Source organism: Photobacterium sp. GB-1, assembly GCF_003026165.1.
GTDB lineage: Bacteria > Pseudomonadota > Gammaproteobacteria > Enterobacterales > Vibrionaceae > Photobacterium.
Genome location: NZ_PYOB01000011.1, coordinates 57,384 through 81,202, shown reverse-complemented (window position 1 = coordinate 81,202; position 23,819 = coordinate 57,384). Strand labels below are relative to the sequence as shown.

Below are 23,819 nucleotides of genomic sequence, written 5' to 3'. Positions count from 1 at the left end.
ATTATGTTTACCTACGTGATTAACGTGGGTTCATTAAGCGGGTTCCAGCTTGTGCTAAAGTTTCTGCGGTTTTCATCATTCGCACTTGCATTTCAAAGTTACGAGTTAGCGACATCACACTAACCAGCTCATTAATCGCCGACACGTTACTGCCTTCTAAATGCCCAGCCGTCATCGCTACACTCGGGTCTTGAGCAAAGACTTGGCCATTTACTGGATGTAATAAGCCATCACTTTGTTTTTGCAGTTGATTAAACTCCGGATTAACCAACTTTAATTGTCCGACTTCAAGCTTGGCACCACCGCCAGGAGGCACCACAGTCACCACACCTTTATCGCTGATTTCCACATCTTGATGTTCTGGTAGCACTAAGGCTTCCCCTTCTGACATCAATGGAAAACCGTTAACTCGCATCATGCCTTGATCATCAACACGAATGTTGCCAGCACGGGTATAGGCTTCATTACCAGCGACAGTTTGTACGGTAAAAAAGCCATCACCATTAATCGCAATATCCAGTGCGCGCCCTGTTTTGATCACATCCCCTGCATCAAAGCGTGTCGCTGCTGAGTTAGTTACAACCATAGTGCGACCATCAAATCCCGCGCCCTGTAACGGGATACTTTTCACTCGCTCCATATCAGCACGAAAACCTGCTGTGTCAGCATTTGATAAGTTATTTGAACGCACGTGCTGCGCTTTCATCACTCGGCTTGCGCCACTGGTTGCGGTATATAAAAAACTATCCATAACAGCCTCTCACTACACCGCGTTAAAGAGTGATTGCGTTAATTTATCTGACGTCGATATAGTTTTGGCATTCGCTTGATAGTTGCGCTGAGCGGTCATTAGGCTTACCAGTTCACTGGTGAGATCAACATTTGAGCCTTCTAAAGCGCCAGCAACTAATCCACCTAAGGTCCCCGTACTTGGCGCACCATTAACTGGGGCACCCGAGCTGAAGCTTTGGATCCAAGAAGTGCCATTGGTTTTTACCAATCCTTGAGGGTTGGCAAAATCAGCCAGCATCACTTGACCTTGTAACTGAGATTGTCCATTAGTGTAAGTAGCAAACACCATCCCATTATCTTCAACACGCACACCAGCAAGCTCACCCGAGGTATAGCCATTCGGCGCATTGGTACTCACGCCAAAATCCGCACCAAACTGAGTCGTCCCAGCTATATCAATATTGATATTCGCCGCATCCGCACCTGCAGGGTTGAAATTCACAACAAAAGGAGCCGTTGGTGATTGCAATGTACCGTCGGTATTGAAAACAACATTTTGGGTTTGCGTCGGGGTAGCCGCGCCATCAACGACCACATTTACCTGCCACTCATTGGCATTGGTTTTGGTGAAGTACTGTGTAACGGTGTGGGGGTTACCTAAAGAGTCATAAACTTTAGAAGTATAAGAAGAGTTAAAGCTGTCAGTCGCATTAGGGTCGAAAGGATTAATGGCAGGATCAATCACACTAGAACGGGCATCTAAGTTAGCCACAAAAGCAAGCTCATCTGTCGCTTTTGCTGGCAGTGAACCGGTGGTGATTTTTAAATTACCGACTGCGCCAGCTTGTAAATTGTTATTCGCATCAACGGTATAGCCTTGAAGCTTGGCGCCATTATTACTAACAATGTTGTTATCTTTATCAGAACCAAACACGCCTGAACGGGTATATAAGGTTTGCCCAGTATGATCTTTAGTAACAAAAAAGCCGCTTCCCGAAATTGCCAGATCTAACGGTCGACCAGTCCCGGTAATTGAACCTGTTTTATCAAAGTTCTGCGAAATAGCGGCAACTTCAACCCCTCCGGCTTGCATACCATTGTATACCGCTGAAAATTCAGTACGTGACTCCTTAAAACCCGAGGTAGAAACATTGGCAATATTATTACTAATAGTATTTAACTGAACATTGGTTGCGTCTAATCCACTTAATGCGATATCAAAACTCATAACTTCCTCTTCTCTTCATTCCTTGATTACTTTCGTTCACGGTTTAAACCAAGCGAAAGCTTAAATAGATTTACTCGCCAAACTGGCTAATTTGATAAAACGGTACTCGACCAATACCTTCAACATTTACCAACGCGGCACCGCCATTAGAGGGCACGCGGACCTGCGATACTTCTCCTGCGAGCAGAACACTGGGTTGTGGTATATCTTTCGCCACCTCAACACTGATTTGATATTGCCCTTTAGCTAAACCCAACGCGTTAGGATCAATCGTAAATTCTACTTCCCCCTTATTTTTAGGGCCTAACGGCATCACTTTTTTATTACCAAGTTGATCTGTTAAAACAATCGAGACGGTACTCGATGCATGGTCTAATTCGATCCGTCCTTGCTGCTTAGCATCCGTTAATGCAACCTCATTACCTTCAACATAAACGGTTTGCCCTACTAACCCTGCCGTTGAAAGGACTTGCATGTTATCCAGTAAAACCATGCTGTTTTGCATCAACTTCGCCATATTCTCGGTACTTTCAACCTGAGAAAATTGCGCTAATTGGCCGACATATTCAGTGCCATCAAGCGGATTTAACGGATCTTGGTTTTGAATTTGAGCCACCATTAAATTAATGAATTCATTTTTTAATGAGTTAGCATCGTTGGCATTATTCGGGTTACCCGCGACAGCCATATTGGTCGACTCAATCGCAGGCACATCGGTACTCAGTGCGTTAAATTGTGCAATGGTCATCAGTTACCCTCACCTAAACGAAGCAACCCTTGCTGCATGCTTTTCACATTACTCAGCACTTCTACATTGGTTTCAAAACTGCGGGTAGCTGACATCATGTCTGCCATCTCTGCGACTACATCTATATCAGGGTAATAAACATACCCCTCTTCATTGGCCAGTGGGTTACTCGGCTCAAAGCGTTTTTCAGCCTCTCCAGCATGTTGAACCACATCCATAATGCGCACTTCAGCACTCGGGTAATCTGCTTGATCCCCTGTTAATTGAGTTTTGTTGTAAACGGTGGCGAATACAGGTTTTAACGCCTTGTAAGCATCGTTAGGATTAGCGGCAACAGCATCGGCATTCGCTAAATTACTTGCGACAGTATTTAAACGTATGGTTTGCGCATTCATTGCAGAACCCGCTATGGAATAAATATCAGTAAATGCCATTGTTAACGTCCTTTAATCACGGCAGCTAAGCCCTTAAATTTCATATTCATAAACGTTAAGCTGCTCTGAAAATCCATGTTGTTTTTAGTAAACTTTGCCTGCTCGACACTGAGCTCTACCGTATTGCCATCTTTTGAGTTCTGGTAAGGCACAGCGTAACCATCAGACACCACAAGTTGTGTCGGGGCTTTTTGTACTTTTCCAAAACCCATTTGACTTACAATGGCATCAAAACGAATATCTTTTGCTAGGTATCCAGGGGTATCTACATTTGCTAAATTACTGGCAAGCACTTTGGCTCTTTGCACCCGAAAATCGAGCGTTTGAGGATGAACACCAAGTGCATTTTCAAAACTTATTGCCATTAACCACTCCTTAGACAGTACAACCAAGATTGCAATAGAGTGTATTAATCCAAAATGCGTGCCAAAATATTTTTTAAATATTATCAGGGAGTTATATTTAAATGCGGAAAGTTAACTTCCCATAGGGGAAATAATCGGAAAGGAAATAACACGATTGAACTAAATGTAATTATTCCTTTGATACTATTAATGAATCTATTTCAAACTTAATAACAGTTTTTATATTTAACTATCTCTATCTCAACATTTAAATATAATAAATATCTAGACATACCTGCATAAAAAGCTTGACTAAACACTAGGTATGAAGTTATTTTCCGCTCTCAAACCACATCATCCACATAGAAATATAAGTCTAATAAGTATTGGCACTAATCTTGCTCTTAATTATTAATACAAAAAACTTATCGAGAGAAAAATGTTTAAATTTATAGTTAGTTTTATTTTATTATGCTTATCACAATCAAGTTTTAGTGAAGAGATAACCATAACATTTATAGGAAAAGTAACGGAACCCGCAGAAAGAATAATATCAAGCAAAATCAAGAATATAGATGATATCAAGTCAGATAAAAGCCGTTTTAGTATCAAAGAAGAAGAGATACCATCAAACCCTTTAGCAAAGTTATATATCATGACTTACTATTGATGCTAAGTTATTATTAATAATTGAGTTTTAATATTTACAAGAGCACTCTTAAACCTAAATTATTTATTAAATCATAAGGTTATCATCAATAAATCAGATAACTTCATCTAATTAATGCCTTTGTAGAAAGCGACTATTAAAGGCATGCTAATTTAACATTAATAATGTAACTAAGAGTGAACATGTTGAAGATACTTGAAGTGGTGTCAAACCCAGCAAAAAAAGCATTTGTGAGTTTAACGTATTTAATAATTCTAGTTATATTTTTACCTTTTAGCGTTTTTGCTGATAATTTACAAGAGGTTAAATTAATAACCTCAAATAGCGTTAATATACAGAAAATTAAAAGCGCCTTGGTAGACGAAATAAAAAATGAAATCCAGCATTACAGTGATATTCATGGCTGGAAAAAAGTGGTTCCAAATATAAATGTCAATATTCCGAAGGCCATATCATCATTACCTCATTGCCCTGAACCTGTTCGTTTTACTGCACAAGATAATCAATCGCAACCCGTAGGCAGATTAAAAAGACAAGTTAAGTGTGAAAGCCCAACAGTGAACTGGCGACTCAATGCAACGGTTTATGTCCAATTAACACTTCCAGTAATGGTAGCCCGCACGTTAATCCATCGCGACGAGGTTATTACAATGGACATGCTCGACAGCAAAAAACTGCAACTAAAAGCACCTAAGAACATCATCACTGATGCGGATCAAGTGATAGGGTTACATGCCATCCGTCGAATTCGCCAAGGACAACTGATTACTGAAAACGTGTTAAAAAAGCCGTTTCTGATTAATAAAGGGGATCAAGTACTGATTGTCGCTAAGAAAGGTAAATTTGAAGCATCAACCAAAGGAATGGCGTTAGAACATGGAAAAATGTACGAACAAATTAAAGTAGAGAATACAGCAACTCAAAAAGTCATTCATGCTCGTGTTGTTGCACAAGGGAAAGTAGAAACAATATTTTAAAATAAGTAAAAATAACCGCTACATTAAATATAAGCATTGATAATAAATAGAGCTCAACTTGTTGTTTTATGCTTCGCATCCCGACATTACATAAGAACAATCAACAATGATTATACTTCTGTGAGAAAGCCCTATTCTTTTAATGAATAGGGCTACTTAACGTTTCGGTTATCAGCAATCAGATGTGAACAATGTAAAATGTGGTTTAGCTAGATTATCAACGTTATATTGTAAGTAGCATTTCTTTTGTTCAGGGTGACTATAGTAATCATTTACTTGTGGGAAAATTCTAAAATCACCGTCTCTATTTGTATAAAATTCAATGTTTAATTTGTGTGTTGCATTACCCTTGTTATCCAGAGGGTATACGTCAATATTAGCCAGTTTTTTTATTGCTTCGATGCCTGAATATTCAGTTTTAGAGCTAATAGAGCTAAACCACGGGTAATTATCATAATTTGATATACGAATGCCTTTATTTTCATTACTCGGTGTAGTGGAGCTTCCACTAAGCATAAACCTATAGCCATACTTATCAGTATAAATGTTTGCAGATGGTAATTCCGTCTTTGCTGCAAATATAGCAAATGAAGACTCTAAGGCCCCTTTTGTCGCTTTTAGGGTAGCTATTCTTGCATCACGCTGAATATTTAAGAATTTTGGGACTGCAACGACAGCTAATATTCCTAGGATAACAATAACAACGACGATTTCTATCAGTGTGAAACCTTTACTTTTTTTCATTCAAGACGCTCAACATGAAAATGGATTAAGCCATGCGTGATTTTAAACAATCACAATGAGTTTTCGGTATGCATAACAGCTTTGTTTCTTCGAGACCGTTCGATTACTATATCCACGAACGTTATCTATCGTATACGCTCTAACACTATTTTCGATAAAAATACTGAAACTGTCATTTCTTATTTAATCTTCCTATGAGTTTGGTCGCCTAAGTAAACTAAGCGTCTTGTTTAGGAATTAAAACGATGAAAATAGATAAAATTGCAACCGCGCAGTTTTCCCATACCCAGTTAAAACCAGCAGAACAACAGCCAAGTACTCTGCCCATCAAAAATAACGTCATAAACACACCCAGCACCATTGATAGCCAACTGTTAGCACAAGCACAGCAACCGTTAAATGCCCTACCTGATGTGGATATGGCAAAAGTGGAACAAATCAAAAATGCTCTAAACCGTGGGGAAATCAACCTCGATATTGAAGCGCTTTCGAGTGCGATTTTGCAATTTCATACCGGTCATGAATAAACACATTGCTAATATTATATGGAGTAAAACATGCCTAATCCTCACAATAAACAGCAAATGCTCACTGTACTTATAAAAGACATTCAGTGCGATATTGTTGATTACCGCCAGCTTTATCAACTGATGTTAAAACAGCACCAATGCTATTTGAAATTTGATGGTATGTTACTTTCGCAGCTAACGGAACAACAACTGCCACTGCTAAGCAAACTGACACAACGAAGCCAACAGCGCGCACAACAACTACATAAGCTCGGTTTACCCATTAATAATCAAAGCATGAATAAACTGATCCATGCTTTACCAAATGCAATAAAAAGCAAACTTCAGCAACAATGGCAAACGTTAGAAACCTTAGTAAAACAGTGCCATGACTTAAATCAGCGCAACGGAATATTATCAGCGAACTTCAGCGAATTGCTCAATCAAGTGTATACTCAAATGCCCCAACATAATGACAATAACGCTTATAGCTCACCGCATTTAATGCAGTATTAAAATTAAAGGCTAATGAGGTATCATTTGGGCAATAAAAAATGCACTATTCTCTCTCTACCTCTCAGTATGTTCATCATGCTGATTTTGTTATTGTTTGCAAATCCAAACCAAGCATCCACGCCAATACCCACCAAGTACCAAACGCAATTTGAACAACAAGTCAGTAAACATTATCAACGATTATCACCGCATAAAAAAGTGATAAATAAACAGTTCACGCGCCATCAAACAACGGTACAGCATATAATCAAACGGCTTGATGCTAAAAAGCTACCGCGTAATCTGGTATTAATACCAATGATTGAATCGACATTCGATCGCCATGCCGTCTCTCACGCAAAAGCGGCTGGTCTTTGGCAGCTCATGCCCGCAACAGCAAAGCGTTTTGGTTTAACTGTCTCCAAGACTAAAGATGAAAGATTCAATATTGCCCGTAGTACCGATGCTGCTATACAGTATTTGATCTTTCTCTATAACAAATTTGATCAAGATTTAAAGCTGACTTTAGCAGCCTATAATTCAGGGGAAGGACGTGTAAAACGGGCATTAAAACGCGTCGTGGATAAACATTTTTCAGCTCTACGCTTACCGAATGAAACCGTTGATTACGTGCATAAATTTTACGCTTTAGAAAAGTTGGTCGATCTTGATACGTTAGTAAGCTCAATACCGAGAGCCCAGTCTCCCTTCGCAATCAATGCAGTATCTATTAATAATGATGTCGTGTTTCTAAAACAATTATTTGAAACCAAAACAGTGATAAATATGAAGCCTATTAAGCCAATCATTACATTTTAAACCGTCATCAGCCAACCTAAAAAGTAACAAATACTTGAATTAATAAGCAACTTGTCTAGTTGAAATAAAACGACAGAAGAAAAATGCAATAGAAAAAACAATAAAATTACGGTAATAACAGAGGAAGTTTGCGGCGCCCAAAAATCTGAGAGCATATCGCTATTTGTTTCTCAGATACTTGGTCATAATGTATAAGGCTTTGATATAAATTGCTAAGGTAGTCTTGTTCCCAATGGCTTAACGTTCAAAATAGAGTAATAATGCATGCATCATTAATCTTCTGAATAATTAATGAGCTATTGATCATAGCTCCCACTCTTTATCCCATTCGCGCTGCATGTGTAAGTTTTCAATTCGCTCGCGAACACTCACTTTTCTTTCTGTTGTCTTTGGTGCTACTTTTCTTTTTGTTTTAGCTTCTGTGGTTGTTCGTTTGATGTCAGTTTGCTTTGTCATGAATGTCTCTCTGTTAATACATAATCGTAAATAGCTATATCGGTCGATAATTGAATATTGCCGTTATCAAGCAACAATAGTGCATGATATGGAAAGATATAGATAAGCTAGGAGGTCAATATATGGCTTTGCTGGTGAAGTTATTCAATTCATTAAAAGTAATATAAAGACTTGTTTACATAATACCAAAATTATTGCATAACTTCCACACAAACATTTTTATTCGGATTTGTAAACTGATTTTTTCTAACCAAATATCTTATGGTTCGCTTCTTGTTGTTCCCTGATGTAGATAATTAAAATCATCTATATATGGATGAATAAAAAACCATATATCAGAAACTTAACAATGAGTTAACAACATACGCAGGGTGACTTGCTACGATAATAATAAATAAGAGAAAGAAGAGTAGGAAATAATGGATATCGAGATCTATCAAGTTGATGCTTTTACCAATGAAACATTCAAAGGTAATCCTGCGGGTGTTTGCATTACAAAAGAAACGTTATCGAAAGATTTAATGCTATCGATTGCAGCGGAAATGGCAGTATCAGAAACCGCTTTTTTATCATTAAATAACATGAACTTAAAATGGTTTACACCTCAAGCTGAAGTCAAACTATGTGGCCATGGTACACTTTCCGTTACTCATATTTTAAAAGAAAAAAAACTTTTTAACGTTAATGATACCGTGACATTTAATACCCTGTCAGGATCATTAAGCGCCTTAATTAGATCATCAACTATAGAACTCGATTTTCCGGCACCAATACTTGATTTTAATATCACACCATCCACAGAATTGTTAGCGTCTTTAGGCATTGAAGCTACACATGTTATTGCTTATGGTATTTTTGATTCGAAGATATTTATTGAAGTTGATAACGAAGAGATTGTATTAAATCTTGCGCCAAACTTTGATCGCCTAACAAAAATTGATGGTCGTGGTGTGTTAATTACTGCACCAACTCAGCGTGATGATCTTGATTTTATCTCTCGCTTTTTTGCCCCTTGGGTTGGCGTTAATGAAGATCCCGTAACAGGTTCAGCACACTGTGCTTTAACACTTTACTGGTCAGAAAAGCTCAATAAAGTAAAACTTAATGGTTATCAAGCATCTGCGCGTGGTGGATATGTCAGTACCGAGTTATTACCCAATGGACGTATAAAACTCATAGGCTCAGCGATTACAACCATAAAAGGTACAATGCAATTACCTAATATATAACGACATCTGATATATACGATATTTATAACATGGCGCAAGATTGGAAAACATAAGATAGCAATGCCGTTTTGGGGTATGATGCGGCATTGAGTTACTTAAAGATAACTGTGTTTTTCAAGCTATGAACATCCCAATTAAAAATGAAACCACACCTGAAGTCTCATGCTCTAACTGTAAAGCATGCTGCTGCCGTTTAGAGGTGATGATTATCTCAGATACAGGTGTACCAGAAAGGCATATCAAACGAGATATGTGGGGAGGTGAAACTATGCTTCGACTCGCTGATGGTTGGTGCTCTGCACTTGATAGAGAGACCTTCATGTGTACGATTTATGAAAACCGTCCTTGGATTTGCCGCGAATTTGAAATGGGCTCTTACGAATGTGTTGATGAGCGTACTGAATTTCTATAGCTCCAATATCTATCACTAACGAGTTAGCGCTTACATTTTATATAAATGCTAACTCGTCTACCTTACTCAATTAAAGGCGGATCCCTTCAACATTGAGTTCTAACTCAACCTCTGTAGAAGCAGGGCCTAAATTTGTTTTAATATCATAATCTTTCAATGAGATCATTGTAGTACCAACAAATCCACGACGATAGCCGCCCCACGGATCATTACCTGCACCAACATGTTTAACATCAATCGTAACCGGCTTTGTAACGCCATTTAACGTTAAATCACCTGTCATGGTAGCGTTGCCATCCCCCAACTCTTTAAAAGAGCTACTAACAAAAGTCGCTTCTGGAAATTTTTCAACATTTAAAAAATCACTGCTGCGTAAATGTTTATCACGCTCAGCATGGTTGGAGTCCACACTCGCCGTTGCTATATTCACTTTAACTTTTGATGCTTCAGGCTGCTTTTCATCATAACTAAACTCACCATCAAAGGTATTAAAACGCCCTACCAACCAACTGTAACCAAGATGCTGGATACGAAATTGAATCGATGCATGTGAGCCATTAGTATCGATTTTATAATCGTCTGCTAGCGCTACTGATGACATACTAGCCGCAGCCAAAAGTGTGCAAGGAATAAAAGATCTTAGTAGGCGCTTTTTCATCATAATCTCCGTTTATGTCGTAATACGTCTTATCTAATTTTGTCATTATGCTTTGCCTAGCATGCGTTTTAGCGTGTTATCTTTATCTATAAAGTGATGTTTTAACGCGCCAATAGCATGTAAAAGAGCAAAACCAATCAACACACAAGCACCATACCAGTGAATAGTACCCGCGATATCTTCTTGATTTTGAATACTTGTAAGCGTTGCTGGAATATCAAATACACCAAAGATACTGATCTCTCTTCCATCGGCAGTTGAGATCAAGTAACCACTGAACATCACCACAAATAACAGCAGATACAATAGCCAATGCGTTTTTTGTGCGAGCCATTGCTCCCATTGAGCATGACTAGAAAGAGTGGCTGGTGCGTCAGTTAATGCTCTTAATAGCAACCTTACGATCAATACAAAGAATAAGATCAAACCAGTACTCTTATGAGTATCAGGCGCAGTGTTATACCAAGCATGATAATAATTTAAATCAACCATCCACCAGCCAAGCGCAAATAATCCAACGACAGTCAGCGCAACCAACCAGTGAAGTAAAATAATCATGGGGTTCCAATTTTTATTTGGTGTTTTTTTCATGGTTATTCGCTCGATGAGGAAAGTTGTTTTTAGCATAACAAACAAATAAGTAACAATTTATTAACCAACTTTGTCAGTGTTTGTGTATCAGACCACTATATTTATTCGCATAGAAGATAAAAATGGATATTTACCTGTAAAGTGATAATGCTCTTTCGCATAAAAAACACTCGCTAAATTAAGGTTCAGGATTGCTAAATAGAAATGATAACGGATAATAATGCGCTTGTTTCCCTACTTGTGTTCAGTGTTATGCGTCTTGATAAATTTATTTGTAAAAGTACCCAACTGACTAAAGCAGAAGCCATAGAGCGAATACACGCCGGTAATATTAGCGTCAACGATGCTGTAATTATCAATGAAACAACACAAGTACATGAGAATAATACCGTTATCATGGATGGCAAAAGGCTAATTGCGCGTGAGTTTCGCTATATCCTAATGCATAAACCTGCGGGCACTATCTGCTCAAATATTGATGAAGTTTATCCCTCTCTATTTAACTACCTTGATATTGAAAATATCGCTGAATTACACATTGCAGGGCGTTTAGATGCGGATACCACAGGAATGGTACTGATCACTGATGATGGGCGTTGGTCATTTAACATCACATCACCAAATCAAAAATGCAGTAAAGTTTATCGGGTTGGTTTGTCTCGAGATATTGCGGCAGACGTGGCCGAAAAATTTAAAGCAGGGATCAAATTACAAGGCGAACAAAAGTTAACCGCACCAGCGATATTAACCATTATTTCAGTGAAAGAAGTATTGCTGACGATTACTGAAGGCAAGTTTCATCAGGTTAAGCGCATGTTTGCCGCTGTTGGTAATCGCGTCGTGTCTCTTCACCGTGAAGCGATTGGCGAGGTGACGCTTGATCTTGAAGTCGGGCAATGGCGTTACCTAACCAAAGACGAAGTCACCTCTTTTATTAAAGCTGATTAACCAAAACAAATACTGAAATATAAAAAATCCGACTCATTTACCTTTCCTCAAAGAAAATGTAAAGCCGGATTTTGGTTATAACAACACCGTATTATTTACAACAAAGCTAACACTTAACGCTTATTTATATGCACCAGCACTGTAGTGTAATTCATAGCTATGAGAGTAAATTTCAATGATGTTACCAAATGGGTCTTCCATGTAAATCATACGGTATGGCTTCTCACCAGGGTAATAAAAACGTGGTGCTTTCATACGTTTTTTACCGCCAGCTGCAACGATCTTTTCTGCAAGCTCTTCAACATTAGGATCTTGAACACTAAAGTGGAATACCCCTGTCTTCCAATACTCGAAGTTATCTTCAGGATTGGTTTGGTTTTTAAACTCAAACAGTTCGATACCAATACGATCACCTGTTGATAAATGTGCAATACGAAAACGCTCCCAGTTACTACCAAAAACATCTGTGCACATTTCACCAATCGCGGAATCATCTTCAATAATTTCTGTTGGTTCCATGATCACATACCACCCCAGAACTTCGGTGTAAAACTTAACCGCAGCATCAAGGTCAGGTACTGAAATACCAATATGAGAAAAGCTACGTGGGTAAGTCTGATTTGTCATGGTTTGTTCTCTTCATCGTTATTGTTGATGTGAGTAGATTACAAATCACATGTTATTAAGTAAAATTATCATTCATAATAAAAATGAGTACGTTTTGTAATGATTAATCCCATTTGGTTACGTAGCTTTTGTACTTTGGTAGAAACTGGACATTTTACTCATACCGCTGAAAAGCTTTATATGACGCAATCCGGTGTCAGCCAACATATAAAGAAATTAGAGCAATATTTAGAGCAACCTCTGCTCACTCGCCACGGAAAAAAATTCACGTTGACTCACGCTGGTGAACGCTTGTACAACGAAGCTAACCAAATTGTATTGTCGCTTACAGATTTAGATAAAAGGATCAGTATTGATCCTCGTTATGAAGGCATGGTACGCATTGCTTCTCCTGGTAGCATTGGTTTGAAGCTCTACCCTCATTTGCTGGCTTTTCAACAACAATATCCTGAATTAGTTATTGATTATCGCTTTGCACCTAACCATGAAATAGAAACCTTACTTGCAGAGCAGCGTATCGATATTGGCTTTATGACACGCCTTTCAAATAAAGCCGATATAACCCTGAATGCCATGGGTAAAGAAGCGCTTTTGCTGGTTACGCCAGCCTCTATTTCATCGCCAAGTTGGGACAAGCTTACTGAGTTAGGTTTTATTGATCACCCTGATGGGGTTTATCATGCAAGCCAGTTACTCAGTGTTAATTACCCTGAGTTTAAGCATATTAACCAATTTAAGCGGTCAGGATTTTCTAACCAAATTAACCTTATTTTAGAACCCGTGAAACGAGGACTAGGGTTTACTATTTTACCTCGTTACGCTGTGGATGCCTTTCAAGATAAAGCGCATGTAAATATCCATTTATTTAACAATGAAGTCAGCGAGAATATATACTTAGGCACTCACGCCAACCGATTTATTCCTAACCGCGTTGCAGCTGTGATAGAAGAAGTAATGACCTGTCTAAGTGCTTAAACTATAAGAATGAAAAATGGCGCAACGTTTTTACAGCAAATTATTGAGTAAATAAATGAGTAAAGTAATTGATAAGCTCGCTTGGGTTTTAATTCAAGACGGTAAATTTTTAGTAGTAAGATCTCAAGGTAAAGCGCTGTTTTACCTTCCTGGTGGTAAACGTGAAGCCGGTGAAAGTGACATTGAAGCACTAACCCGTGAAATCAAAGAAGAACTGTCCGTTGATCTTATACCAAACAGCATTAAGTACATGGAAACATTTACGGCTCAGGCCGATGGTAAGGCAGAAGGCATCTCAGTAAAACTGACGTGTTACTTTGCTGATTATTCTGGGGATCTTATACCTGCAGCTGAAATCGAAGAACAAAGATTCATTGATAGTACCGATGAAAGCCTGTGTTCTACCGCTGCATTAGCGGTATTAAAGTGGCTAGAAAAAACCTCACTGATTGCAGGAACACTTGCTTAACAGATAAATATAGGTGTCGTTCAATCGGCACCTATCAAGAGTGTTAGACAAGCCCGAGCATCTTTGCAAGTAAATATCTTAGGTAATTCCTATCCATTGTTAGCTAATCATTATCGTTAATTCGTAATCGTAAATCGCTCTGCTATTATTTTAAATCCATATTCAACCTATTAACATCCTTCTTTACATCCCTCGTTAAAACGTATAACTATATTTAATAATTACCCACTTTATTTGCATATATAGCTAATACACAATCGTTCACACATGCTCGCCTTTATATTTTTCGCCATTTGTTTTCTGATATTTGGCAGCCACTCGAATTTTTTAACTCTTTTTTATTACTGTATTTTAATAATAAGATTGCAGCTAAAAAACTAACACAAGCCATTGTTTTAACTACACATAAAAACTAGTGACAACTAAATGCAACCAACCAAAATTAACAACTTATATTTAGGTAATTGCTGATGACGGATAATACTAGTACTTTTTCAAATAGGTGTCTTTTTCTAACACTGAATAGCTAAAAATACAGAAAATAAAATAATTATAAAATTTAAGGGTACGCAATGTCCGAAGTAAATATATTTAAACAACCAAAACCTTTCTATTTAATATTTTCAATTGAATTTTGGGAACGCTTTGGCTTTTATGGTATGCAAGCGATTTTAACTGTGTATATGGTTAAAATTCTTGGTATGTCGGAATCTGCGTCATTTACTTTATTTGGTGCCTTTTCAGCACTGGTGTATGGATCTGTCGCGATTGGCGGCTGGGTGGGTGATAAAGTATTAGGAACCAAGCGTACAATCACACTGGGTGCCATTATTCTTACTGCGGGTTATGTTTTTCTTGGGCTTTCAGCCAGCCATGAAAATAGCAGTCCAATGCTGATTTACATGGCGATGGGCTTTATTACTATGGGTAATGGTTTATTTAAAGCGAACCCTTCAAGTTTATTAGCCAAAGTTTATGGCGAGAATGATCCCCGTTTAGACGGTGCCTTTACCTTGTATTACATGGCGATAAATTTAGGCTCTTTTTTCTCAATGCTATTAACACCTTGGATTGCAGAAAAATTTGGCTATGATTTGGCGTTTTCCGTCAGTGCTATCGGCTTGGTGATCACGATTGTGAATTTTATAATCAGTCACTCTACCGTGAAAAACGTTGGTTCAAAACCTGATATGAAGCCTGTTAATGTTGTGCATTATATTAGTGTATTAGTCGGTGCAATTGTGCTGAGCTTCGTCAGTGCTTTTTTGCTACAACATTTATTCTACGCACACGCTATTTTGGTGGTAGTGGGAATCACTATTGTTGCGTTGTATTTCAAAGAAGCATTAAAAACATCTGGTATTGAACGCGCTAAAATGTTGGTGGCATTTTTATTAATGTTACAGGGCATTGTTTTCTTTGTACTGTATTTCCAAATGCCAACCTCGCTTAATTTCTTTGCTATCCATAATATCTCTCATGATCTGTTTGGTATTAGTGTTGCGCCAGAACAATTTCAAGCGCTGAATCCACTATGGATCATGATTGCTAGCCCTGTCCTTGCCATTATTTATAATAAGTTTGGTGATCGTTTCTCTATGCCATTCAAATTTGCACTCGGCATGGTGCTATGTAGCTTTTCTTTCTTAGTACTGACTTTTGGTTCGCACTTTGCCAATAGCCAAAGTGTTATCAGCTCTAACTGGTTAGTGTTATCTTACTTCTTCCAATCTATTGGTGAGCTGCTAGTATCTGGTCTTGGATTAGCGATGGTCGCTCAGCTTGTTCCTCAACGTATGATGGGATTTGCGATGGGTATGTGGTTCTTAACATCAGCAACGGCTGCGGTTCTTGCTGGCTGGGTAGCAACACTAACAACAGATTCAAGCAAGATTGTGGATCCACAACAAACATTAGCCATTTATAGCCATGTCTTTGGGGTGATTGGCTATGTTACTGCCGCGATTGCTCTACTTACCCTAATTATTGCGCCAAAACTAACACGCGTGATCTACGCTAAAGAGACAACAGAAGAAACTGCTGCAGCATAATATTTTCTAGCGATTTCTTTTAACGAAAATTTGAACAATGTACCCAAGCAGCTTCAAACAACAGGTTTTGATAATACGATAGGCCTTGTAGTTTGAAATTACTTGGGTATATTTTTAGCATTTTATCAGCAATATAGCTAAACTTTTAAAAATATTATTTATTATTAGTTGTTTAGGAGTTTAATTCATATGTCGCTGTTGGAGAGTTTAGGGAAGAAACTTGAACCGCTCATGTTGTTTATGGGGTTAGTAAGCCCAATTGCAACATTGCCTCAGTTATATAAGCTTTTTATATCCCATCCCAATCATGCCCATGGTTTATCGTTAACCACCTGGTCTATGTATGCGCTTATTTCTTTGCTCTGGTTTATTTATGGTCTCTACCATAAAAACCCGACAATTTGGGTTGGTAATTTTTTAGGATTTCTCGCTTACTTTGCCATGATGGTAGGCATAGTAATGAAGGCAGGTATCACCTTCTAGGTATTCATAAAAATGAAAGAATGGAATATCTTCCCTTCTTTTCATTAGTTTAAAGAAAATGGGCGAGTTGATAATTAACACGCTCATTTATTGTGATAACAAAGGCCATCTCAATATTGCATATTAGCTACTTCGCTATCATTAATTCGGAAATCACTCTGCTTTTTTAAACCTATATAAACCTATTACCTCCCCCTATTACGCATCGCTCCCAATATAAAACAAAGTTTTATATTTATTCATTTTTGGTGCAATTTTAAGTAATACACAACCTATTAAACACTGTGTAATTGATATTTTTCAGTCACTCGATATTTATAACTTTTTTCTCTATTATATTTTAACAATAAAAAAGTTGACCATTATAAATGTAACCTATTGTTTTTATGTTATAAATAAAAAACATAAAGCCATTAATTGCAATCAACCAAAAATAATAACTTATATTTACCCAATTGCTGATGACTATTCAAAATAGTAGCTTCGTCAAGAATGCAACCTTATCACAACAAAGATACAAAAAAATAACAATGCAAACTAAGGAATGTAATGTCTGACGTTAATATATTTAAACAACCAAAACCCTTCTATTTGATATTCTCCATCGAATTTTGGGAACGCTTTGGCTTTTATGGAATGAATGCAATTTTGACTGTTTATATGGTCAAAATTCTTAATATGCCAGAGTCTGCTTCCTTTACATTATTTGGTGCCTTTACAGCATTGATATATGGTTCAGTAGCGCTTGGCGGTTGGGTTGGTGATAAAGTTTTAGGAACCAAACGTACAATTACGCTTGGTGCAATCGTCCTGACAATAGGTTATGCATTACTTGGTCTTTCAGCGAGTCACGGTAATGGTAGCCCATCTATGATTTATATCGCAATGGGTTTCATTGCTATGGGTAATGGTTTATTTAAAGCTAACCCTTCAAGCTTACTGGCGAAAGTATACGGTGAAAATGACCCTCGCTTAGATGGTGCTTTTACCATGTATTACATGGCGATTAACTTAGGCTCGTTCTTTTCAATGCTTTTAACACCATGGATTGCTGACAAATTCGGTTATAACTTTGCGTTTTCAGTGAGTGCTATTGGTTTAATCATTACCATTGCAAACTTTATTGTGAGCAAAAAAACCGTTCAAGATTTTGGCTCCCCAGCTGATATGAAACCCATGAATAGCTTTTACTTTTTATGTGTTGTTATTGGTACAGTCGCTTTAAGCTTTGTGAGTTCATTCTTGCTTCAGCATTTATTTTACGCACATGCCATTCTAGTCGTTGCAGGTATTGCTATTGTTTCACTGTACTTTAAAGAAGCTTTTTCAACATCAGGCAACGAACGAGCAAAAATGCTCGTTGCTTTTGTACTTATGCTTCAGGGGGTTGTGTTCTTCGTACTTTACTTCCAGATGCCGACATCATTGAACTTCTTCGCCATTCACAATGTTGAACATAACATCTTCGGAATATCCGTTGCTCCAGAACAATTCCAAGCACTAAACCCAATGTGGATTATGCTTGCAAGCCCACTATTAGCGATTCTTTACAATAAGCTAGGCGAACGCTTTTCAATGCCGTTCAAATTTGCATTCGGTATGGTGCTATGTAGCCTTGCTTTCTTAGTCCTTCCAGTAGGTGCTAAGTTTGCAAATAGCCAAAGCATTATTAATTCTGGTTGGCTAGTGGTCTCTTACCTATTCCAGTCTATTGGTGAATTATTGGTATCAGGTCTAGGTTTAGCCATGGTGGCACAGCTTGTACCACAACGTATGATGGGCTTTGCTATGGGAATGTGGTTCTTAACCTCTGCAACAGCGGCTGTTATCGGTGGCTGGGTAGCATCATTAACAGCAGTACCGAGTAATATTGATGACCCACATCAGACACTTATCATATATAGCAAAGTGTTTAATGAAATTGGTGTTGGTACAGCCGCAATAGCTCTAATTACATTACTTATTGCGCCTAAATTAACGCGTATTATTTATGCAAAAGATACAACAGAAAAAAACAGTAACAGCGGCGGCTTAGAATAACAAATACAACAGCGGTCGTGTTAATAATTAACACGACCGCTGTTTTTATTTTTTACTTTGAACGTATATTAGCGAAGGATCATTTGATCACGCTCAGGACCAACAGAAACCATTTTAACTGGCACGCCCATTAGCTCTTCAATACGAAGTACGTACTCTTGTGCACCTTTAGGTAGCGATTCAAATGTACGACAACCTGTAATATCTTCTTCCCAACCAGTCATTTGCTCGTATACAGCCGTTAGTGATGCAGTTTGAGGCCAAATTGGGTTTTCAGTATGCTCACCGTTGTAAGCCACACAGATTTTCAGATCTTTCATACCTGTTAGGCAGTCGATCTTAGTTAGTGCAATTTCAGTTGCTGCTTGTAGTTCAACACCGTTACGAGTAGCCACTGCATCGAAGTAACCCATATCACGTGGGCGACCGGTTGTTGCACCGAATTCTTTTGCATCTTCACGGAATTGATCTTGATCTTCCATTGCAGTGATCAACGTACCCGTACCTACTGAAGAGCTGAATGCTTTTGCTACTGCAATAACACGCTCAGGATGAAGAGCAGGTAAACCACTACCAATACCAGCGTAAGCTGCAGTTACGTTTGAAGATGTTGTCCATGGGTATTCACCGTAAACTAAGTCACGACCCGCACCCAGTTGTGCTTCAAACAACAACGTTTTGTCTTCTTTTTGTAGTGCTTTAAGTGGCTCTGTTACGTTACAAATACTGTCACGCCAAGGTTGAGAAACCTCTAATAGCCACTCTGTCATTTCTTCTGCTGTTTGGGTGAATTCAAATGATGGGTATAGCGCTTTAAGTTGAGGAAGTTTCCAATCCATCATGAATTGAATACGTTCACGTAACACTGCAGGTTGTTTTAACCAACCAACAAGAATACCTTTTTTCATTACACGATCGCCGTATGCAGGAGCGATACCTTGACGTGTTGAACCGTAAGCACCATCACCTAGACGTTGTTCTTCTAAGGTATCTTCCAGTGCGTGAAGCGGTAGACATAATGTTGCACGATCTGAGATGCAAAGTTTCACTTCAACACCTGATGTTGCTACTTCTTCGATTTCTAAAGACAGTTTTTCAGGGCTGATCACCATGCCAGGGCCTAACACAGCAATACAATCAGGATTAAATACGCCGCTAGGTAATTGGTGCAATTTGAACGTACCAAAATCGTTAACAACAGTGTGACCTGCGTTATTACCACCTTGGAAACGGATACTTGCTGAAGCTTGGTCTGCTAAATAATCAACAATACGACCTTTACCTTCATCACCCCAGTTAGCACCAACAACAACAATAGACGACATAATTTAAATCTCCTCAAAAGCAATGACACCTATCCTATGCTCATCTAGTCAATAAGAATAATTAATAATCGTTATTAACTTGATAAGAATATCATATATGGAGTATGGTTAATCTTCTCTACTCAATATGTTATGTATGATAATAAATATCATCTACTGCTTAGGAAATCATTGCGAATATGATTGATATCCACTGGCTCAATACCTTTGTCGCTTTGGCAAAGCACCAGCACTTTGGTAAAACTGCAGCTGCGCTACATATGACGCAACCTAATGTAAGCCTTCATCTCAAGCAATTAGAACAAACCACGCGGGTTAAGTTAATTGAGCGTAACCCTTTTCGTTTAACTCAAGCCGGTGAACGTCTGTTACAAAGTGCAGAAAATACTTTAATGGAACTGCAAATTTGTCAGGCCGATCTGAACGCTATCAATGAGCTTAATCGCGGTACTTTAACCATAGCAGCCAGTGATATTATTTCTCGTTTGTTATTAATTAGCCCTTTTCAGTCTTTCAAGAAAGAATATCCAGGGATTGATCTGTCTCTTTTTAATACCACTTCATCTCAAGCAACCGAGTTAGTCAAAAGCGCGAAGGCGGATCTTGGGTTCGTTATTGCACAGAAAGAGAGTCAACCACTGCATTTTACTGAATTACGACAAGTTAAATGGTGCGCATTAGGTAATGGCTTATCACGCTGGCAGGCATTGTCGGCTAACCCTTCACAAATCATCCCAGCCGAACCTCTCGCAGCAGAAGAACCAACATTGATTTTGCTCGGCCACGATACCCGAACCCGTGAATTAATTGATATGGCATTGCCTTTATTAAAATTAAAAAAATACCATGTAATGGAAGTAGGCAGTGTAGATGCGCAGATTGATTGGGCGGAAGCGGGATTTGGTGTCGCAATAGTACCGAGTTTTTCTTTACATTCAAAACCACACTTACAAACACAAATAACACCACTGCCTGATTTCCCGACAACCAGTTTGGGATATATCGTGCGTCAAAACCAAGTGCTTTCACGAGCGATTAAGCAACTCTTACGCTGGGTAGATGATGAAATCCAACGCTCTCAGTAGTACTCGCGATCTTCATCGCCTATCCTAGCACTAGATATAATTAAGCCCTGTGATCAGGGCTTAATATATATGCTAACAACAAAGTGTTCCGAGCATAATGGGTTATTTGTGATCTTGTTTTTTTAATGTATACGCATCAGCAAGATCACCTTGGACACGCTTACCATCTTTATCTAAATGGAAGATACGTTGTTCACCCACGAAATACTGAGCTGTTTGACCACCACCTAAATTCAAGGTGATCGTATCGCCTTTATCATTCCAGTCAAACTTACCTTCTGTAGTTAAAGGTTTGGTTTCTTTATCTTGATAAGTTTGATCTAAAATGTAAGTGCCATTGTCTTTTAGCGTTAAGCTTGTTTCAATTCCAGAACAATCAGCACAAGGCTCAATACCTGTATATTCCCCCATCCAATCAAGTGAGTTCTTCGCATTATCAGCAGCCTGTGATAATTCTGTAACTTGATCATTCGCCGCAGATGCCGTTGATGACGTTTTATCTGAAGCTTGATCACAACCCACAAGTACTAAACCAAGAAGGGCTGTAGCTAAAAGTGTTTTTTTCATCTTAATCTCCTTGAAATAACACAAGATATTATGGATATGTACACGTCATAAAACAGAACACCATAATAAACTATGTTATCAATTACTCAGCAGTTGCATCCTTAACTGCGTCTTTCATATTGTCCGCAGCTTTGCCTGCATCATCTGCCATCTCTTTTGTGGCATCAACTGCTTTATCTGCAACATCATTCGCCGCTTTTGCTGTATCGTCAGCCGCTTGCTTTGTGGCATCAACAGCATCATTGGCAACTGCTTTGGTTGAATCAATCACTTGTGTTGCGGTATCTGATGCCTTGTTTTGCATATCTGTCGCGGTTTTATCTGTGCTTTGGTCGCAGCCAACAAGTGCTAAACCGAGAATTGCAGCAACTAATAATGTTTTTTTCATCTTAATCTCCTTAGAAAAAACAAGATACCTTGAAACTCTCAACTGAGAGTTTCAAGGTATCTTGCTATAATATTCGAAATTTTAGGACGCTTAATTTAGTAAATCTGATGCTTTTTTCTCTAAATCATCAGCAGCATTTTCTGTTTTATCAACAGCAGAATCGGTCATTTCAGCGGCTTTTTTTTGCGCAGCTTGAGCTGAATCATCGACAGACTTCATTGCATCATTTGCGGCATTTTTTACGTTATCTTCTGTCACTGCTGTTTTATCCACTGCAGCATCTTTCATTTCTGTCGCTGAATGTTTCATTTCATCCATTGAATGATCCGCGGAATCTTCAGCTTTATTGACCGCATCAGACGCTTCAGTTGCTTTTTCTTTTGTCACATCTATTAACGCTTTTGAATCATCAGCAACAGTATCTTTTACTTCTGATACTGAACTATTCATTTCTGCAACTGCCGCAGAAGTCTTTTCATCGGCTGATGAATTTGTTAAAGAGGTTTTCAATTCAAATGCTTTTTCTTTCATAGAATCAACAGAATCATCAACAACTTGCTTTGATTTATTAACCATGTCAGTTGTTTTCTCTTTTACAGCATCTGTCATCTCCGACGCTTTTGTAACCGCTGAATCACTTAATTCAGCCGCTTTATCAACCATTTTGTTGGTTTGATCTTTGACTACGTCAGCAGCATCGGACACCGTATTTTTAGTTGCATCTAACGCCGTACCTGATTGTTCCGTCACTTTATCTTTCATTTCAACGGTTGAATGTTGGGCAGCAGATGTACTATCTGTAGCTGTATTTTGTTTTGCCTGATCACAACCAACTAAAAATAAACCTGCAATAGTCATCGCGATAATTGTTTTTTTCATACAAACCCCTGTAACGAATACTGTTTTAATATGACCCTGACAGTATCTATCTACTAGATAAACCTATGTCTTAATGACGTCATTTCCAAGTCAATAATAGGTCAATTTATTACTTTTAGGTATTAAATCTCTTTTAATTCAAGATGGAAAATATGAAAAATGGAAAATAATATAACATTATTTTCCATTCTTTTTCTAAATAGGTAGAATTTCTCATTAATTGAAATATTCAATATATTAATAACAACCATGTCAATTTTGAATACATTTATTATTCTATACTTTTCACAACCCTTATATAATAATCACCCATTGCCTAAGAAAAAACTGCCCATTAAAAATAAACAGAAAAGACAAATAATATTTCAAGACCTAAACAATGTAATGAGAAGCTATTATTTATAAAAAAAACTCTAAATTTAATAGTGTGTTTTTTCTATCCGTTAGTGCATACCCTATTGCGGAAATAACGACGATTAAGGCAGATGCGATCCAAAAACTATGATGAATATATTAATCAAAAAATGAACCTAATTCACGGATAAACATACATGTAAAAAAGGCGGAGACGAGCACAGAAACACAGCGGTGATATCGGCTAACACACCCGATATAAGCGTAGCAAAATGCGTTAACCAACAATAATAATTGTTCTATATATTCAGTTTCTGATTACCTAGGAATCTTATTCTTAAGTACTAATACATCAAAACGTATAATCCATATTGGTTGTGATACTAATAGTAATAATGAAAAAGTTGTAGTACCTTAAAAGTAATTAACCTGTACTGCGAACATTTCTACACCATCTTTTATTAACTAATTAACATATTCCTTTTTATATATTTTGATATCCATCATTCAGGTGCATAATATGTAAGTAATAACTATGTTTTAATTTTATAAGCTATGATAATGAGTAAAAGACTTTACCTT

27 protein-coding genes are annotated in these 23,819 nt (G+C 37.9%); 13 read left to right on the top strand and 14 right to left on the bottom strand.

Annotated elements, in window-relative coordinates; genetic code table 11:
• Positions 1-19: 19 nt before the first annotated feature.
• From C9J45_RS12450 to flgB, 5 genes are all read right to left on the bottom strand, one after another.
• Positions 20-751 carry a flagellar basal body rod protein FlgF gene (locus C9J45_RS12450; protein ID WP_107208350.1) on the bottom strand — a complete coding sequence of 244 codons (732 nt, stop codon included), beginning with the start codon at positions 749-751 and terminating at the stop codon, positions 20-22.
• Positions 752-763: 12 nt separating this feature from the next.
• Positions 764-1,960: a flagellar hook protein FlgE gene (flgE, locus tag C9J45_RS12445; protein WP_107208349.1), complete on the bottom strand. Its 1,197-nt coding sequence runs from the start codon at positions 1,958-1,960 to the stop codon at positions 764-766.
• Positions 1,961-2,030: 70 nt separating this feature from the next.
• A complete protein-coding gene (gene flgD / locus C9J45_RS12440) occupies positions 2,031-2,708 on the bottom strand; it encodes a flagellar hook assembly protein FlgD (RefSeq protein ID WP_107208348.1) in 678 nt (225 codons plus the stop codon).
• The gene (gene flgC / locus C9J45_RS12435) at positions 2,708-3,142 is read right to left on the bottom strand and encodes a flagellar basal body rod protein FlgC (RefSeq protein WP_005364289.1); all 435 of its coding nucleotides are present in this window, start codon (positions 3,140-3,142) and stop codon (positions 2,708-2,710) included. Before flgC ends, flgD begins: the two co-directional genes overlap by 1 nt.
• A 2-nt stretch (positions 3,143-3,144) precedes the next feature.
• Positions 3,145-3,507 carry a flagellar basal body rod protein FlgB gene (gene flgB, locus C9J45_RS12430; RefSeq protein ID WP_107246777.1) on the bottom strand — a complete coding sequence of 121 codons (363 nt, stop codon included), beginning with the start codon at positions 3,505-3,507 and terminating at the stop codon, positions 3,145-3,147.
• An 831-nt stretch (positions 3,508-4,338) separates the two neighbouring features.
• Here flgB and flgA point away from each other — a divergent pair.
• Positions 4,339-5,133 (top strand): flagellar basal body P-ring formation chaperone FlgA, encoded by a 795-nt coding sequence (flgA, locus tag C9J45_RS12420; RefSeq protein ID WP_233217735.1) that lies wholly within the window; start codon positions 4,339-4,341, stop codon positions 5,131-5,133.
• 171 nt (positions 5,134-5,304) lie between these two features.
• Here the strand turns inward: flgA and C9J45_RS21865 are convergent, their stop codons facing one another.
• Positions 5,305-5,877: a prepilin-type N-terminal cleavage/methylation domain-containing protein gene (locus tag C9J45_RS21865; protein ID WP_107208345.1), complete on the bottom strand. Its 573-nt coding sequence runs from the start codon at positions 5,875-5,877 to the stop codon at positions 5,305-5,307.
• A gap of 245 nt (positions 5,878-6,122) precedes the next feature.
• Between C9J45_RS21865 and flgM the strand changes: the two genes are divergently transcribed.
• The 3 genes from flgM (at position 6,123) to C9J45_RS12400 (ending at position 7,700) form a co-directional block, all read left to right on the top strand.
• The gene (gene flgM / locus C9J45_RS12410; RefSeq protein ID WP_107259787.1) at positions 6,123-6,404 is read left to right on the top strand and encodes a flagellar biosynthesis anti-sigma factor FlgM; all 282 of its coding nucleotides are present in this window, start codon (positions 6,123-6,125) and stop codon (positions 6,402-6,404) included.
• A 30-nt stretch (positions 6,405-6,434) separates the two neighbouring features.
• A complete protein-coding gene (gene flgN / locus C9J45_RS12405) occupies positions 6,435-6,902 on the top strand; it encodes a flagellar protein FlgN (protein ID WP_107208343.1) in 468 nt (155 codons plus the stop codon).
• Between the two features lie 75 nt (positions 6,903-6,977).
• On the top strand, positions 6,978-7,700 hold the full coding sequence (locus C9J45_RS12400) for a lytic transglycosylase domain-containing protein (protein ID WP_107292590.1): 723 nt from the start codon (positions 6,978-6,980) through the stop codon (positions 7,698-7,700).
• Positions 7,701-8,003: 303 nt separating this feature from the next.
• On the opposite strand, the gene C9J45_RS21660 is transcribed toward C9J45_RS12400, so the two are convergent.
• Positions 8,004-8,156, bottom strand: a complete 153-nt coding sequence (locus C9J45_RS21660) for a hypothetical protein (protein ID WP_199187097.1) — start codon at positions 8,154-8,156, stop codon at positions 8,004-8,006.
• Between the two features lie 419 nt (positions 8,157-8,575).
• On the opposite strand from C9J45_RS21660, the gene C9J45_RS12390 reads away from it, so the two are divergent.
• Entirely contained in the window at positions 8,576-9,385 is an 810-nt protein-coding gene (locus tag C9J45_RS12390; protein ID WP_107292589.1) for a PhzF family phenazine biosynthesis protein, read from the top strand.
• A gap of 121 nt (positions 9,386-9,506) precedes the next feature.
• Positions 9,507-9,797, top strand: coding sequence for a YkgJ family cysteine cluster protein (locus tag C9J45_RS12385; RefSeq protein ID WP_107208340.1), 291 nt, complete (start codon positions 9,507-9,509; stop codon positions 9,795-9,797).
• A gap of 70 nt (positions 9,798-9,867) precedes the next feature.
• On the opposite strand, the gene C9J45_RS12380 is transcribed toward C9J45_RS12385, so the two are convergent.
• Both C9J45_RS12380 and C9J45_RS12375 read right to left on the bottom strand, forming a co-directional pair.
• On the bottom strand, positions 9,868-10,455 hold the full coding sequence (locus C9J45_RS12380; protein ID WP_107246784.1) for a YceI family protein: 588 nt from the start codon (positions 10,453-10,455) through the stop codon (positions 9,868-9,870).
• A gap of 45 nt (positions 10,456-10,500) precedes the next feature.
• Positions 10,501-11,046 carry a cytochrome b gene (locus tag C9J45_RS12375; RefSeq protein ID WP_107292588.1) on the bottom strand — a complete coding sequence of 182 codons (546 nt, stop codon included), beginning with the start codon at positions 11,044-11,046 and terminating at the stop codon, positions 10,501-10,503.
• Positions 11,047-11,298: 252 nt separating this feature from the next.
• On the opposite strand from C9J45_RS12375, the gene C9J45_RS12370 reads away from it, so the two are divergent.
• Entirely contained in the window at positions 11,299-11,994 is a 696-nt protein-coding gene (locus C9J45_RS12370) for a pseudouridine synthase (RefSeq protein ID WP_107208393.1), read from the top strand.
• A 120-nt stretch (positions 11,995-12,114) separates the two neighbouring features.
• On the opposite strand, the gene C9J45_RS12365 is transcribed toward C9J45_RS12370, so the two are convergent.
• The gene (locus C9J45_RS12365) at positions 12,115-12,621 is read right to left on the bottom strand and encodes a lactoylglutathione lyase family protein (RefSeq protein ID WP_105061909.1); all 507 of its coding nucleotides are present in this window, start codon (positions 12,619-12,621) and stop codon (positions 12,115-12,117) included.
• A gap of 99 nt (positions 12,622-12,720) precedes the next feature.
• Between C9J45_RS12365 and C9J45_RS12360 the strand changes: the two genes are divergently transcribed.
• From C9J45_RS12360 to dtpA (C9J45_RS12340), 5 genes are all read left to right on the top strand, one after another.
• On the top strand, positions 12,721-13,596 hold the full coding sequence (locus tag C9J45_RS12360; protein ID WP_107208337.1) for a LysR family transcriptional regulator: 876 nt from the start codon (positions 12,721-12,723) through the stop codon (positions 13,594-13,596).
• Between the two features lie 55 nt (positions 13,597-13,651).
• The gene (locus tag C9J45_RS12355; RefSeq protein ID WP_107246787.1) at positions 13,652-14,065 is read left to right on the top strand and encodes an NUDIX domain-containing protein; all 414 of its coding nucleotides are present in this window, start codon (positions 13,652-13,654) and stop codon (positions 14,063-14,065) included.
• A gap of 572 nt (positions 14,066-14,637) precedes the next feature.
• On the top strand, positions 14,638-16,116 hold the full coding sequence (gene dtpA, locus C9J45_RS12350; RefSeq protein WP_107208335.1) for a dipeptide/tripeptide permease DtpA: 1,479 nt from the start codon (positions 14,638-14,640) through the stop codon (positions 16,114-16,116).
• 189 nt (positions 16,117-16,305) lie between these two features.
• The gene (locus C9J45_RS12345) at positions 16,306-16,599 is read left to right on the top strand and encodes a SemiSWEET transporter (protein ID WP_107208334.1); all 294 of its coding nucleotides are present in this window, start codon (positions 16,306-16,308) and stop codon (positions 16,597-16,599) included.
• 549 nt (positions 16,600-17,148) lie between these two features.
• Entirely contained in the window at positions 17,149-18,639 is a 1,491-nt protein-coding gene (gene dtpA / locus C9J45_RS12340) for a dipeptide/tripeptide permease DtpA (protein WP_107292587.1), read from the top strand.
• A gap of 68 nt (positions 18,640-18,707) precedes the next feature.
• Here dtpA (C9J45_RS12340) and C9J45_RS12335 read toward each other — a convergent pair whose 3' ends face one another.
• The gene (locus tag C9J45_RS12335; protein ID WP_005364252.1) at positions 18,708-19,964 is read right to left on the bottom strand and encodes an adenylosuccinate synthase; all 1,257 of its coding nucleotides are present in this window, start codon (positions 19,962-19,964) and stop codon (positions 18,708-18,710) included.
• A gap of 179 nt (positions 19,965-20,143) precedes the next feature.
• On the opposite strand from C9J45_RS12335, the gene C9J45_RS12330 reads away from it, so the two are divergent.
• A complete protein-coding gene (locus C9J45_RS12330) occupies positions 20,144-21,049 on the top strand; it encodes a LysR family transcriptional regulator (RefSeq protein WP_107208332.1) in 906 nt (301 codons plus the stop codon).
• 102 nt (positions 21,050-21,151) lie between these two features.
• Here C9J45_RS12330 and C9J45_RS12325 read toward each other — a convergent pair whose 3' ends face one another.
• The 3 genes from C9J45_RS12325 to C9J45_RS12315 all read right to left on the bottom strand — a co-directional run bounded on the left by C9J45_RS12325 (position 21,152) and on the right by C9J45_RS12315 (position 22,883).
• The gene (locus C9J45_RS12325; protein WP_107246790.1) at positions 21,152-21,616 is read right to left on the bottom strand and encodes a copper resistance protein NlpE; all 465 of its coding nucleotides are present in this window, start codon (positions 21,614-21,616) and stop codon (positions 21,152-21,154) included.
• An 82-nt stretch (positions 21,617-21,698) separates the two neighbouring features.
• Complete coding sequence (locus tag C9J45_RS12320) at positions 21,699-22,004, bottom strand: hypothetical protein (RefSeq protein WP_107208330.1); 306 nt, start codon at positions 22,002-22,004, stop codon at positions 21,699-21,701.
• Between the two features lie 90 nt (positions 22,005-22,094).
• Positions 22,095-22,883, bottom strand: coding sequence for a hypothetical protein (locus tag C9J45_RS12315; RefSeq protein WP_107292586.1), 789 nt, complete (start codon positions 22,881-22,883; stop codon positions 22,095-22,097).
• Positions 22,884-23,819 lie beyond the last annotated feature (936 nt).